The organism is Pseudomonas sp. p50(2008), from assembly GCF_015351605.1.
Classification (GTDB): domain Bacteria; phylum Pseudomonadota; class Gammaproteobacteria; order Pseudomonadales; family Pseudomonadaceae; genus Aquipseudomonas.
The window spans coordinates 377,991-392,681 of the sequence record NZ_JACMYF010000004.1 but is presented as its reverse complement, the minus strand read 5'-3'; the positions used below and the strand labels follow the sequence as shown (position 1 = coordinate 392,681).

The 14,691-nt window shown below is 60.1% G+C and carries 11 protein-coding genes; all 11 read left to right on the top strand.

Annotation, left to right across the window (positions count from 1 at the left end):
* Positions 1-9: 9 nt before the first annotated feature.
* The 11 genes from H7698_RS13510 (at position 10) to mdoH (ending at position 14,531) form a co-directional block, all read left to right on the top strand.
* The gene (locus H7698_RS13510; protein ID WP_162439994.1) at positions 10-978 is read left to right on the top strand and encodes an ABC transporter substrate-binding protein; all 969 of its coding nucleotides are present in this window, start codon (positions 10-12) and stop codon (positions 976-978) included.
* A gap of 70 nt (positions 979-1,048) precedes the next feature.
* The gene (locus tag H7698_RS13505) at positions 1,049-1,900 is read left to right on the top strand and encodes an ABC transporter permease (RefSeq protein WP_162439995.1); all 852 of its coding nucleotides are present in this window, start codon (positions 1,049-1,051) and stop codon (positions 1,898-1,900) included.
* On the top strand, positions 1,897-2,727 hold the full coding sequence (locus H7698_RS13500) for a quaternary amine ABC transporter ATP-binding protein (RefSeq protein ID WP_194691688.1): 831 nt from the start codon (positions 1,897-1,899) through the stop codon (positions 2,725-2,727). The genes H7698_RS13505 and H7698_RS13500 overlap by 4 nt, the downstream gene beginning before the upstream one ends.
* A 135-nt stretch (positions 2,728-2,862) precedes the next feature.
* Complete coding sequence (gene hutH / locus H7698_RS13495; protein ID WP_194691687.1) at positions 2,863-4,386, top strand: histidine ammonia-lyase; 1,524 nt, start codon at positions 2,863-2,865, stop codon at positions 4,384-4,386.
* A 134-nt stretch (positions 4,387-4,520) separates the two neighbouring features.
* Entirely contained in the window at positions 4,521-6,053 is a 1,533-nt protein-coding gene (gene hutH / locus H7698_RS13490; RefSeq protein ID WP_194691686.1) for a histidine ammonia-lyase, read from the top strand.
* Between the two features lie 110 nt (positions 6,054-6,163).
* Positions 6,164-7,369 (top strand): imidazolonepropionase, encoded by a 1,206-nt coding sequence (gene hutI, locus H7698_RS13485; RefSeq protein ID WP_194691685.1) that lies wholly within the window; start codon positions 6,164-6,166, stop codon positions 7,367-7,369.
* Between the two features lie 10 nt (positions 7,370-7,379).
* Positions 7,380-8,183, top strand: a complete 804-nt coding sequence (hutG, locus tag H7698_RS13480) for an N-formylglutamate deformylase (protein ID WP_194691684.1) — start codon at positions 7,380-7,382, stop codon at positions 8,181-8,183.
* A gap of 233 nt (positions 8,184-8,416) precedes the next feature.
* Positions 8,417-9,388: a prolyl aminopeptidase gene (pip, locus tag H7698_RS13475; protein ID WP_162440001.1), complete on the top strand. Its 972-nt coding sequence runs from the start codon at positions 8,417-8,419 to the stop codon at positions 9,386-9,388.
* Positions 9,385-9,822: a D-aminoacyl-tRNA deacylase gene (dtd, locus tag H7698_RS13470; protein WP_162440002.1), complete on the top strand. Its 438-nt coding sequence runs from the start codon at positions 9,385-9,387 to the stop codon at positions 9,820-9,822. Before pip ends, dtd begins: the two co-directional genes overlap by 4 nt.
* Positions 9,823-10,144: 322 nt before the next feature.
* Positions 10,145-11,968, top strand: a complete 1,824-nt coding sequence (locus H7698_RS13465; RefSeq protein WP_162440003.1) for a glucan biosynthesis protein G — start codon at positions 10,145-10,147, stop codon at positions 11,966-11,968.
* The gene (gene mdoH / locus H7698_RS13460) at positions 11,961-14,531 is read left to right on the top strand and encodes a glucans biosynthesis glucosyltransferase MdoH (protein WP_194691683.1); all 2,571 of its coding nucleotides are present in this window, start codon (positions 11,961-11,963) and stop codon (positions 14,529-14,531) included. Before H7698_RS13465 ends, mdoH begins: the two co-directional genes overlap by 8 nt.
* Positions 14,532-14,691 lie beyond the last annotated feature (160 nt).

Sequence of the window (14,691 nt, the reverse complement as noted above, 5' to 3'; positions counted from 1 at the left end):
GTCACAACAATGAAATCGAACAAGACCCTGCTGACTACATTGATTTCCATGGGCCTGCTCGCCAGCGCCGGCGCCAGCCAGGCAGCCGGTTGGTGCGAATCCGGTAAACCGGTGAAGTTCGCCGGCCTCAACTGGGAAAGCGGCATGCTCCTGACCGACGTGCTGCAAGTCGTGTTGGAGAAAGGCTACGACTGCAAGACCGACAGCTTGCCAGGCAACTCCATCACCATGGAAAACGCCCTGAGCAGCAACGACATTCAAGTCTTCGCCGAAGAATGGGTGGGGCGTAGTGAAGTCTGGAACAAGGCCGAGAAGGCCGGCAAGGTCGTCGGTGTGGGCGCTCCGATTACGGGCGCTGTCGAAGGCTGGTACGTACCGCGCTACGTGATCGAAGGCGATGCCAATCGCAAGCTGGAAGCCAAGGCGCCGGACCTTAAAAACATTGCTGATCTGGCCAAGTACGCCAGCGTGTTCAAGGATCAGGAAGAACCGTCCAAAGGCCGGTTCTACAATTGCCCGGCCGGCTGGACCTGTGAGCTGGACAACAGCGAGATGCTGAAGAGCTACGGCCTGGAAAGCACCTACACCAACTTCCGCCCAGGCACCGGCCCGGCGCTGGATGCAGCGGTGCTGTCGAGCTACAAGCGTGGCGAGCCGATCCTGTTCTACTACTGGTCGCCGACGCCGCTGATGGGGCAGGTCGATCTGGTCAAGCTTGAAGAGAAACCGGGCGTGGACAAGAGCGTGACCATCAAGGTCGGCCTGTCCAAAACCTTCCACGACGAGGCCCCGGAACTGGTGGCCGTGCTGGAAAAGGTCAACCTGCCGATCGACCTGCTGAACCAGAACCTGGGGCGCATGGCGAAGGAGCGGATTGCTTCGCCGAAGCTGGCGAAAATCTTCCTCAAGGAACATCCTGAAGTCTGGCATGCGTGGGTAAGCGAAGACGCAGCCAAGAAGATCGACGCGGCTTTGTAGGTCCAGCTTCTTCGACTGCCGGCGACGGCAGTCGGGTGCTGCATCGCAACCCCTTGATTGAGAGTCTCTTATGTTTCCCGAAAGCTTTACCTTTTCCATCGCCGACTGGGTCAACGGTTGGGTCGATTCGCTGGTGACCAATTACGGCGATGTGTTCCGACACATCTCAGACACCCTGTTGTGGGCCATCGTCAACCTTGAAGGCCTGCTGCGTGCGGCGCCCTGGTGGCTGATGCTGGCAATCGTTGCAGGTGTGGCCTGGCACGCGACCCGCAAGATCGTGACCACCGCTGTCATTGTCGGCTTGTTGTTCCTGGTAGGGGCGGTTGGCCTCTGGGACAAGCTGATGCAGACGCTCGCTCTGATGATGGTCGCGACGGTGATTTCGGTGCTGATCGGCATTCCGCTGGGCATCCTCTCGGCGCGCAGCAATCGCCTGCGTTCGGTACTGATGCCGTTGCTCGACATCATGCAGACCATGCCAAGTTTCGTGTACCTGATCCCGGTGTTGATGCTGTTCGGCCTGGGCAAGGTGCCGGCGATTTTCGCGACCGTGATTTACGCCGCGCCGCCGCTGATCCGCCTGACCGATCTGGGCATTCGCCAGGTCGACGGAGAAGTGATGGAGGCCATCAACGCCTTCGGTGCCAACCGCTGGCAACAACTGTTCGGCGTGCAACTGCCGCTGGCCCTGCCAAGCATCATGGCCGGGATCAACCAGACCACCATGATGGCCCTGTCGATGGTGGTGATTGCCTCGATGATCGGTGCCCGTGGCCTGGGTGAAGATGTGTTGGTGGGGATTCAGACCCTCAACGTTGGACGAGGCCTGGAAGCCGGTCTGGCGATCGTGATTCTGGCAGTGGTCATCGACCGCATTACTCAGGCGTATGGTCGGCCACGGCATGAGGTGAGCAAATGAGCAACGAAGCCATCAGCAAGATCGAAGTCAAAAACGTCTTCAAGATTTTCGGCAACCGTTCCAAGGATGCGCTGGCCATGGTTGGCCAAGGCAAGACCAAGGATCAGGTGCTGTCCGAAACCGGCTGCGTGGTGGGTGTGAACGACTTGTCGTTGAGCATCGGAACCGGTGAGATCTTCGTGATCATGGGCCTCTCGGGCTCCGGCAAGTCGACGCTGGTTCGCCACTTCAATCGCCTGATCGATCCCACCAGCGGCGCGATCCTGGTGGACGGCGTGGACATCCTGCAATACGACATGGAAGCCTTGCGCGAATTTCGTCGGCACAAGATCAGCATGGTGTTCCAGAGCTTCGGCCTGCTGCCGCACAAGACCGTGGTGGACAACGTCGCCTACGGCCTGAAAGTGCGCGGCGAGAGCAAGCAGATGTGCACCGAGCGTGCCCTGCACTGGATCAACACCGTGGGCCTCAAAGGCTACGAAAACAAATACCCGCACCAGCTCTCGGGCGGCATGCGCCAGCGTGTGGGCCTGGCCCGCGCCTTGGCGGCGGACACTGACATCATCCTGATGGACGAAGCCTTCAGCGCCCTCGATCCGCTGATCCGTGCGGAGATGCAGGACCAGTTGCTGGAGCTGCAAAAGACCTTGCACAAGACCATCGTTTTCATCACCCACGACCTCGACGAGGCCGTGCGCATCGGCAATCGCATTGCGATCCTCAAGGACGGCCGCCTGATCCAGGTCGGCACGCCGCGCGAGATCCTGCATTCGCCAGCGGATGAGTATGTCGACCGGTTCGTGCAGCGTCGGGCTGCGGTGGTTTAGATCATTTGTGTTGGCTGGGCTGGCCCCATCGCGAGCAGGCTCACTCCTACAGTTGAAATGCGTACCCCTGTAGGAGTGAGCCTGCTCGCGATAGCGTCAATGAAGCTGCATCAATATTCCGGATTGAGGTCAATGATGTCCCAGGCTGAAAAAATCGTTATCACCGAAGCGCAAGTCACTTGGCAGAACGTCGTCGCCGTCGCTCGGCATGGCGCACAACTTGAACTGTCGGCGCCGATCTGGGCGCGGATCGAGAATGCTCAGGCGATCGTCCAGCGCATCGTCACCAGTGGCGAACGCGCCTATGGCATCAACACCGGCCTGGGCGCGCTGTGCAACGTCCCGCTGCAGGATGAACAACTCAGCCAGTTGTCGCGCAACACCTTGCTCAGCCACGCCTGTGGCGTTGGCGCGCCGCTGGCCGACGAGCAGACTCGCTCGATCATGTGCGCCGCGGTCATCAACTACAGCCACGGCAAATCCGGCCTGCACCGGCAGGTAGTTGAAGCGCTGCTGGCGTTGCTCAACCGTGGCATCACCCCGCAAGTGCCGTCCCAGGGCTCCGTGGGCTATTTGACCCACATGGCGCACATCGGCATCGCGCTGCTGGGTGTCGGCAATGTCAGCTACCGTGGGCACATCGTCTCCGCGCAGCAGGCCTTGGCGGAAGAAGGGCTGCAGCCGGTCAAACTGGGTGCCAAAGATGGTCTGTGCCTGGTCAACGGCACGCCGTGCATGACTGGCCTGAGCTGCCTGGCCATTGCCGACGCCGAGCATCTGTTGCAGTGGGCCGACGTGATTGGGGCCATGAGCTTCGAAGCCCAGCGCGGGCAGATCGACGCTTTTGACGCCGAAATCATCGCGCTCAAGCCGCATCCGGGTATGCAGCAGGTCGGTATCAACCTGCGCGCCTTGCTCGACGGCAGCGAAGTGATTGCCCAGAGCAAAGGCATTCGGACTCAGGACGCCCTGAGCATTCGTTCCATCCCGCAAGTGCACGGCGCCGCACGCGACCAACTGGTGCACGCGAGCCGTCAGATCGAAACCGAACTCAACAGCGCCACCGACAATCCGCTGGTGCTGGGCACTGCGGACAACTACCGCGTGGTGTCCCAGGCCAACCCGCATGGCCAATCTGTAGCCATGGCGGCAGACCTGCTGGCCATTGCCATGGCGGAGATCGGCTCCATCGCCGAGCGTCGCCTGGATCGCTTGATCAACCCGCACGTCAGCGGCCTGCCGGCTTTCTTGGTGGCCAACCCGGGCGTGAACTCCGGGATGATGATCGTGCAATACGTCGCCGCTTCGCTGTGCGCGGAAAACCGCCAACTGGCGCAACCGGCCGTGCTCGATAACTACGTCACCTCCGGCCTGCAGGAAGATCACCTGAGCCTTGGCACCAATGCGGCGCTGAAGCTGCACCGCGCCCTGGAAAACTGCACGCAGATTCTCGCCATCGAGTACTTGCTGGCGGCCCAGGCATTCGAGTTCTTGAAAGAACAGCGCTTTGGTGCTGGCACCGATGCGGCGTGGCGTCTGCTGCGCGAACGTGTCCCGGCTTACGATCAGGATCGCTGGTTGGCGCCGGACATTGCCGCTGCGGCCAGTGTGCTGAAAGAACCGAATTTGCTGCACAAGGCTTTGCCCAATCTGAACTGATTTTTATCCAAAACCAGCGTGCCAAGGCGCCAGCCCCCTCAAAAAGGGGGAAGCGACGGACAACGGACATTTCCGGAGCGTCTGGTCTGCCTCTCTAAACAGAGAGCATTTACAACTCTCAAAAGGAGCACAAAATGACAGCCCTAAACCTGATTCCCGGCCAGCTGAGCCTCGCCCAACTGCGTGATATCTATCAGCAGCCCGTGCAACTGACACTCGACAGCAGCGCTTCGGCCCAGATCGAAGCCAGTGTCGCGTGCGTGGAACAGATTCTCGCCGAGAACCGTACTGCCTACGGCATCAACACCGGGTTTGGCCTGCTGGCCTCGACCCGCATCGCCAGCGAAGACCTGGAAAACCTGCAGCGCTCGCTGGTGCTGTCCCACGCCGCCGGTGTTGGCGAACCGATCAGCGACGCACTGGTGCGTCTGGTCATGGTGCTCAAGGTCAACAGCCTGAGCCGTGGCTTCTCCGGCATTCGCCGGGTGGTGATCGACGCGTTGATCGCCCTGATCAACGCCGAGGTTTATCCCCACATTCCATTGAAGGGCTCCGTCGGCGCCTCGGGTGATCTGGCGCCGTTGGCGCATATGTCGCTGGTGCTGCTGGGCGAAGGCAAGGCGCGCTACAAAGGCGAATGGCTGGAGGCGACCGAAGCGCTGAAAGTGGCCGGCCTGACCCCGCTGACGTTGGCGGCGAAAGAAGGTCTGGCGCTGCTCAACGGTACTCAGGTGTCCACCGCTTATGCGCTGCGTGGTCTGTTCGAAGGTGAAGACCTGTTCGCTGGTGCTGTTGCGCTGGGTGCGTTGACGGTGGAAGCCGTGCTGGGTTCGCGCTCACCGTTCGACGCCCGTATCCATGCCGCGCGTGGCCAGAAAGGCCAGATCGACGCCGCGGCCGCTTACCGCGATCTGCTCGGCGAGCGCAGCGAAGTGTCCGATTCGCATCAGAACTGCGAGAAGGTTCAGGACCCGTACTCCCTGCGCTGCCAGCCACAAGTCATGGGCGCCTGCCTGACCCAGTTCCGTCAGGCCGCCGAAGTGCTCGCCATCGAAGCCAACGCAGTCTCGGATAATCCGCTGGTGTTCGCGGCTGAAGGCGATGTGATTTCTGGCGGTAACTTCCACGCCGAGCCAGTGGCCATGGCCGCTGACAACATGGCGTTGGCGATCGCGGAAATCGGCTCCCTGAGCGAGCGTCGTATTTCGCTGATGATGGACAAGCACATGTCGCAACTGCCGCCGTTCCTGGTGGCCAATGGCGGCGTGAACTCCGGTTTCATGATCGCCCAGGTGACGGCTGCCGCATTGGCCAGCGAGAACAAGGCATTGTCCCATCCGCATTCCGTGGACAGCTTGCCGACCTCGGCCAACCAGGAAGACCACGTGTCCATGGCGCCCGCTGCAGGCAAGCGTCTGTGGGAGATGGCCGAAAACACCCGCGGTGTTCTTGCGGTGGAATGGCTGGCAGCGTGCCAGGGGCTGGACTTGCGTGAAGGCTTGAAGACTTCGGCGAAGCTGGAACAGGCACGTGGGATTCTGCGTAAAGAAGTGCCGTTCTATGAGAAAGACCGTTTCTTCGCGCCGGACATTAATGCCGCGACTGAGTTGTTGGCGACCCGTTGCTTGAACGAGCTGGTGTCGACCAAGCTGCTGCCGAGCCTGTAATGGCCCCATCGCTGGCAAGCCAGCTCTCACAGGGATCGTGTGAACACTGAAGATCCACTGTGGGAGCTGGCTTGCCAGCGATTCGATTTTGAATTTGATGGAGATTCGGGATGAAAACTCTCTGGCAACACTGCCACGTCGCAACCATGGCGCAAGGCGTCTACTCGATCATCGAGGATGCGGCCATCGTGACGTCCGGTGCGCACATTGAGTGGGTTGGCCCGCGCAGCGAATTGCCGTCCGGCGAGTACCCGGCGGTCAACGATTTGAAAGGGGCCTGGGTCACTCCGGGCCTGATCGACTGCCACACCCACACGGTGTTCGGCGGTAACCGCAGCGGCGAATTCGAACAGCGCCTGCAAGGCGTCAGCTACTCGGAAATCGCCGCCAAAGGGGGGGGTATCGCCAGCACCGTTCGCGCCACCCGCGCCGCAACCGAAGACGAACTGTTCGCCAGCGCCGCCAAGCGTCTGAAAAGCCTGATGCGCGATGGCGTCACCAGCATCGAAATCAAATCCGGCTACGGCCTGAACCTGGACAACGAGCGCAAGATGCTGCGCGTGGCCCGGCGCCTTGGCGCCGAACTGCCGGTCAGCGTGCGCACCACCTGCCTGGCCGCTCACGCCCTGCCGCCGGAATACGTGGATCGCGCCGACGCCTACATCGATCACATCTGTGCCGATATGCTTCCGGCGCTGGCCGCCGAAGGTTTGGTGGATGCGGTGGATGCCTTCTGCGAATACCTGGCGTTTTCTCCGGAGCAGGTCGAGCGGGTATTCATTGCCGCACAGGAACTCGGATTGCCGGTGAAGCTGCATGCCGAACAACTATCGTCGCTGCATGGCTCGAGTCTGGCCGCGCGGTACCACGCCCTGTCTGCCGATCATCTGGAATTCATGACCGAAGACGATGCCATCGCCATGGCGAAGTCCGGCACCGTCGCGGTACTGCTGCCGGGGGCGTTCTACTTCCTGCGTGAAACCCAGTTGCCACCAATGGACGCCTTGCGCAAACACGGTGTGAAAATCGCCATTGCCAGCGATCTGAACCCCGGCACTTCGCCTGGGCTGTCGTTGCGCCTGATGCTGAACATGGCCTGCACCTGTTTCCGCATGACCCCGGAAGAAGCCCTGGCTGGCGCGACGATTCATGCCGCCACCGCTTTGGGTATGGCGGACACCCACGGTTCGCTGGAGGTCGGCAAGGTTGCGGACTTTGTTGCCTGGCAAATCGATCGTCCTGCCGACCTTTCGTACTGGCTGGGCGGTGATCTGGAAAAACGCGTCGTGCGTCACGGCGTCGAAACGAGCGTTTAGGAGAACAGTTGTGGATAAGGTTCTGAACTTCAAACAAGGCCGTGTGCCGCTGCTGATCAGCATGCCTCACGCCGGCTTGCGCCTGACACCTGCGGTCGAAGCCGGGTTAATCCCCGATGCGCGCAGCTTGCCGGACACCGACTGGCATATCCCCACGCTTTATGAATTTGCCGCTGAACTGGGTGCCAGTACCCTGGCTGCCGAGTACTCGCGATTTGTCATCGACCTGAACCGTCCGTCCGATGACAAGCCTTTATATGCGGGTGCCACGACCGGTCTGTATCCCGCGACGCTGTTCGACGGCATTCCGTTGTTCCGTGAAGGCATGGAGCCGTCGGCGGCAGAGCGGGCGACCTACCTGGATCAGATCTGGACGCCGTATCACAGCACCTTGCAGAACGAGCTGGCTCGACTCAAAGCCGAATTCGGCTATGCGTTGCTGTTCGATGCGCATTCGATTCGCTCGATCATCCCGCACCTGTTCGACGGCAAGCTGCCGGACTTCAACCTGGGCACCTTCAATGGTGCCAGTTGCGATGCGCAATTGGCGTCGCAGCTGGAGGCGATCTGTGCGCGCCACGGCGAGTACAGCCATGTGCTGAACGGCCGCTTCAAGGGCGGCCACATCACCCGAAACTACGGCAACCCGGCCGAGAACATTCATGCGGTGCAGCTTGAACTGGGGCAGTGCACGTACATGGAAGAGTTCGAGCCGTTCCGTTACCGGCCTGATCTCGCGGCACCGACTCAGGTGGTGCTGAAGGAATTGCTGCAAGGGTTGCTGGATTGGGGGCAGCAGCGCTACGGCGGCTAACCTGCGGCGGGTTTGATTCCTGTAGGAGCTGCCGAAGGCTTCGATCTTTTGATCTTGGTAAGCAACATCAAAAGATCGCAGCCTTCGTCAGCTCCTACGGGGGCTGGATTTTTCAGGAATAGGCCGCGCTTACGCCGGGACATGCTCATTCACGTAATTCGGGTTTATGATGCCTCACGGCAGAATAATAGTAGTCCCCCCAGGGATGACCTCGACCCCTTACGGAGCGCGCAATGCAGACTTTGTACCCGCAGATCAAACCCCACGCCCGGCACGATCTGGCCGTCGATGAAACCCACACACTCTACGTTGACGAAAGCGGTTCACCGGAAGGTTTGCCGGTGGTGTTCATCCACGGCGGTCCCGGCGCCGGATGTGATGCCCAGAGCCGTCGTTACTTCGATCCGAACCTGTATCGCATTGTCACCTTCGACCAGCGCGGCTGCGGTCGCTCCACGCCCCACGCCAGCCTGGAAAACAACACCACCTGGGATCTGGTCGCCGATCTTGAGCGAATCCGTAAACACCTGGGTATCGAGAAATGGGTACTGTTCGGCGGTTCCTGGGGTTCGACGCTGGCGCTGGCTTACGCGCAGACCCACCCGGAGCGCGTGCACGGTCTGATCCTGCGCGGGATTTTTCTCTGCCGTCCGCAAGAAATCGAGTGGTTCTACCAGGCTGGCGCCAGCCGTCTGTTCCCGGATTACTGGCAGGACTACATCGCGCCGATCCCGATGGACGAGCGCGGCGACTTGCTCACGGCATTCCACAAACGCCTGACCGGCAACGATCAGATCGCCCAGATGCACGCGGCCAAGGCCTGGTCCACATGGGAAGGGCGGACCGCGACCTTGCGTCCGAACCCGCTGGTCGTCGATCGTTTCTCCGAGCCGCAACGCGCCTTGTCGATCGCCCGTATCGAATGTCACTATTTCACCAACAATGCGTTTCTTGAACCGAACCAGCTGATTCGTGACATGGGCAAGATCGCCCACTTGCCTGGCGTGATCGTCCATGGCCGCTACGACGTTATCTGCCCATTGGATAACGCCTGGGAATTGCACCAGAACTGGCCCAACAGCGAACTGCAAGTCATCCGTGACGCCGGCCATGCGGCCTCCGAGCCGGGGATCACCGATGCTCTGGTACGTGCCGCCGACCTGATGGCGCGGCGTATGCTTGACCTGGCGCCGGAAGAAGCATGAAGGGTCTGCTGCAGCGCGTGCGAGGCGCGCGAGTCGAAGTAGAAGGCGAGGTGGTCGGCGCGGTCGACCAGGGTTTGTTGGTTCTGGTGGCGGTCGAACCCGACGATACGCGGGCCAGCGCCGACAAACTTCTCCATAAGCTGCTTAACTATCGGGTGTTCAGTGACGCTGAAGGCAAAATGAATTTGTCCTTGGCCGATGTCGGTGGCGGGCTGCTGCTGGTCTCTCAGTTCACCCTCGCCGCCGACACACGCAGCGGGTTGCGCCCGGGTTTTTCGACCGCCGCCCCTCCGGCCTTGGGTGAAGAGCTTTTCGACTATCTATTAAACAAAGCGAAACAAGTGCATGGCACTGTGGCATCAGGTAGATTCGGCGCGGATATGCAGGTGCACCTGGTCAATGATGGCCCGGTCACCTTCCTGTTACAGACCTGAAAGCGCTTGAAACAACTTTTTAAGCCCTTTTCGACTGAAAGCAGGGGTTTTCCGCGATAAATACTTTGTTACCCCTGATGCGTTGTAACGCGGCCTGCTAGATAATCGCGCGCTACGGGGATCAGCGTTCGTTGGCCCATTTTTGACTTAGGTAGAGACTTGTCCTGGACCTCTTGGGGAATCATTTTGCCCCATAGGAGTCGGAACAATGCTCGCCAACTTGGCAAGAGTCGTTCGCAGGGTCGGGTTTTCGATACCGTACACCGTGCAAGCACTTTAACTGGCCGTTGGTTTTTTGATCTGTTTTCGGCGAGGGTTGCTCGTGATTGTTAGTCCCTGTAATGCTCCAAAATTGTCTGCCAAACGGTTCCGAAGCGCTCTGGTAGCGGGCTCTGCACTGCTCTGCCTGCTCAGCGCCGGTCAGCTTTGGGCTTTCAGTCTGGATGATGTATCGGCCAAGGCAAAAGAGTTGGCCGGGCAGAAATACGAAGCCCCGCGCAGTAATCTGCCGAACGAATTCCGCGAGATGAAATTCGCGGACTATCAAAAAATTCGTTTCCGCACCGAAAAAGCCGAATGGGCCGATCAAAAAACCCCGTTCAAGCTGTCCTTTTATCACCAGGGTATGCATTTCGATACGCCGGTGAAAATCAACGAAATCACGGCTAATACCGTCGAAGAGATCAAATACGACCCAAGTCGTTTCGATTTCGGCGATGTGAAGTTTGATCCTAAGGCCACTGAACAACTGGGTTATGCCGGTTTCCGTGTGCTGTACCCGATCAACAAAGCCGACAAGCAAGACGAAATCATGACCATGCTGGGCGCGAGCTATTTCCGCGTTGTCGGCAAAGGTCACACCTATGGCTTGTCCGCTCGCGGCATGGCCATCGATACCGCTTTGCCGTCCGGCGAAGAGTTTCCGCGTTTCACCGAATTCTGGATTGAACAGCCGAAGCCGGGCGACAAGCACCTGGTGATTTTCGCGCTGCTGGATTCGCCGCGAGCGACCGGTGCCTACCGCCTGACCCTGCGTCCGGGCAGCGACACCGTTGTCGACGTCAAGGCGCAAATGTTCCTGCGTGACAAGGTTACCAAGCTGGGTATCGCTCCGCTGACGAGCATGTTCCTCTTCGGTGCCAACCAGCCCTCCAAAGTGCTGAATTACCGTCGCGAGCTGCACGATTCAAGCGGTCTGGCTATCCACGCCGGCAATGGCGAATGGATCTGGCGTCCGCTGAACAACCCTAAACACCTGGCCGTGAGCAACTTCGCAGTCGAAAACCCGCGTGGTTTTGGCTTGCTGCAACGTGGCCGCGACTTCAGCCACTATGAAGACCTGGATGACCGTTACGACAAACGCCCAAGTGCCTGGATCGAGCCAAAAGGCGATTGGGGCAAGGGTTCTGTAGACCTGGTGGAAATCCCGACGGCCGATGAAACCAACGACAACATCGTTGCGTTCTGGAGCCCGGAAAAGCTGCCTGAGCCTGGCCAACCGCTGGACGTCGCTTATCGCATGCACTGGACCATCGACGAAGCCGCGCTGCACGCACCGGACAGCGCCTGGGTCAGCCAGACCTTGCGCTCCACGGGTGACGTCAAGCAGTCCAACCTGATCCGTCAGCCGGATGGCAGCGTTGCTTACCTGGTGGATTTTGAAGGTCCATCCTTGGCGGCTTTGTCGCCGGATACCGACGTTCGCAGTCAGGTCAGCGTTGGCGATAACGCCGAGCTGGTCGAGAACAGCGTGCGCTACAACCCTGAAACCAAGGGCTGGCGCCTGACGCTGCGCATGAAGATCAAGGATCCGAGCAAGTCCACCGAGATGCGTGCGGCCCTGGTGCAGAACATCGTGCCTGCCGATCTTGCCAAGACGTCGCTCCCGGTCTCCAACTCTTCTGTGGCCAAGGCCGACAAGGTTGCCGCCAAGCAGCAGGAGAAGGCGGACAAGGAAGCTAAAGAAGCCAAGCAGGCAGAGGCCAAACCGGCCGATGCCAAGCCGGCAACGGATACCCAGAACAAGGACAACAAAGACGCCAAGCAGCCTGCAGCTGCCGACGCGGCCCCAGCCACACCGGAATCGGCACCGACTGAACAAGTCCTGACCGAGACCTGGAGCTACCAGTTGCCTGCCGATGAGTAATTCTCAAGTACAGCCGGAGACTCTTGCAGAGTATCTGGCGCATCTGCCGATGACCGACGAGCAGCGCGCGGAACTCGCGGGTTGCCAGTCGTTCAGTGAACTGCATCAACGCCTGTCGTCCTCGACATTCGACGCACCGAGCGAGGCCGCCCAGGCCTCGGTCGGCAAGCGCCTGACCTTGAGCACCGCTGAAGAACTGCAAGACGCGGAAATGCTGGTGCTGGATGCCAGTGGCCGGGTATGCCTCAAGGCAACCCCGCCGATTCGTCGAACCAAAGTCGTGCCAGAGCCATGGCGCACCAATATTCTGGTGCGTGGCTGGCGTCGCCTCACCGGTCGCACCAATCCGCCGGCTCCGCCGAAGGATGAACGTGTGCTGCCGGCTGCACGCTGGCGCACGGTGGGATCGATCCGTCGTTACATATTGCTGGTGCTGATGCTCGGCCAGACGATCGTCGCTGGCTGGTACATGAAAGGCATCATGCCGTACCAGGGCTGGTCGTTTGTCGACCTCAACGAAGTGCTGCATCAACCGCTGTTGCAAACGGCCACGCAAGTACTGCCGTATGCACTGCAAACCAGCATCCTGATTCTGTTCGGGATTCTGTTTTGCTGGGTATCGGCCGGTTTCTGGACAGCACTGATGGGCTTCCTCGAGTTGCTCACCGGTCACGATAAATACCGTATCTCCGGTAAAAGTGCTGGCAATGAGCCGATCGCCAAGGACGCGCGCACCGCGTTGGTGATGCCGATCTGCAACGAAGATGTGCCGCGGGTTTTCGCCGGCCTGCGAGCAACGTTCGAGTCGGTAGCCGCCACGGGTGACCTGGACCGCTTCGACTTCTTCGTACTCAGCGACAGTAACGATGCAGACATCTGCGTCGCCGAACAGCAAGCCTGGCTGGACGTCTGCCGTGAAGCAAAAGGCTTCGGCAAGATTTTCTACCGCCGCCGTCGCCGTCGCGTCAAACGCAAAAGCGGCAACCTCGACGACTTCTGCCGTCGCTGGGGCGGTGACTACAAGTACATGGTCGTGCTCGACGCGGACTCCGTGATGAGCGGTGAATGCCTGACCAGTCTGGTGCGCTTGATGGAAGCCACGCCGGACGCCGGGATTATCCAGACCGCGCCGCGTGCATCGGGCATGGACACGCTGTATGCACGCATGCAGCAGTTCGCCACCCGTGTTTACGGCCCGCTTTTTACCGCCGGTCTGCACTTCTGGCAGTTGGGCGAATCCCACTACTGGGGTCACAACGCGATCATCCGCATGAAGCCGTTCATCGAGCATTGCGCACTGGCGCCATTGCCCGGTAAAGGCGCATTTGCTGGTGCGATCCTGTCCCACGACTTCGTTGAAGCCGCGCTGATGCGCCGTGCCGGCTGGGGCGTGTGGATTGCCTACGATCTGCCGGGTAGCTACGAAGAACTGCCGCCCAACCTGTTGGACGAACTCAAGCGTGACCGTCGTTGGTGCCACGGCAACCTGATGAACTTCCGGTTGTTCCTGGTCAAGGGCATGCACCCGGTTCACCGCGCGGTGTTCCTGACAGGCGTGATGTCTTACCTGTCGGCGCCTCTGTGGTTCTTCTTCCTGGTGCTGTCGACGGCGCTGCTGGCGGTCAACACGCTGATGGAACCGCAGTACTTCATGGAACCGCGGCAGCTCTATCCGCTATGGCCGCAATGGCATCCGGACAAGGCGGTCGCGCTTTTCTCGACCACAGTCGTGCTGTTGTTCCTGCCGAAGCTGTTGAGCATCATCCTGATCTGGGCCAAGGGCGCGAAAGAGTTCGGTGGCAAGTTCAAGGTGACGATGTCGATGCTGCTGGAGATGCTGTTCTCCATGCTGCTGGCGCCGGTGCGGATGATTTTCCACACCCGTTTCGTCCTGGCTGCGTTCCTCGGCTGGGCCGCGACCTGGAACTCGCCACAACGTGACGATGACTCCACGCCGTGGAGCGAAGCGTTAAAACGCCATGGTCCGCAGACCTTGCTGGGCTTCTTCTGGGCGCTGCTGGTGATCTGGCTGAACCCGAGCTTCCTGTGGTGGCTGGTGCCGATCGTCGGTTCGTTGATGTTGTCGATTCCGGTGTCGGTGATTTCCAGTCGTGTCGGCCTGGGCCTCAAGTCCCGTGACGAGAGCCTGTTCCTGATCCCTGAGGAATACAATCCGCCGCAGGCGCTGGTGGCAACGGACCAGTACACCCATGAAAACCGTTATCACGCGCTGAACGACGGCTTCATCCGGTCGGTAGTCGATCCACAGCAGAACGCCTTGGCGTGCTCGCTGGCGACCTCCCGTCACGGTCAGGCCGAGCCGATTGAGTGGCTGCGCGTCGAGCGTGTGCGCCACGCGTTGAAGGTCGGGCCCGCAGGTCTGAACAACAACGAGCGCTTGCAGTTGCTCAGTGACCCTGTGGCATTGGGTCGTCTGCATGAGCAAATCTGGAACGAAGGTCACCCCGAGTGGCTGGAAGCCTGGCGTAAATCGGTGAAAGCCGATCCCCATGCACCGTTGCTCCCGCTCAAACCGCTGAGCGTACAGCCTCAGTTGGCTTAATGAAAAACCCCGCGAAAGCGGGGTTTTTTTGTTGATGATTTGATCATTCCCACTCTCTGCGTGGGAATGCAGCTGTGGACGCTCCGCATCCCAAGAGCAACGAAGCATGTCCGTTGAGGCATTCCCACGCAGAGCGTGGAAACGATCGGCCTCGGTACGA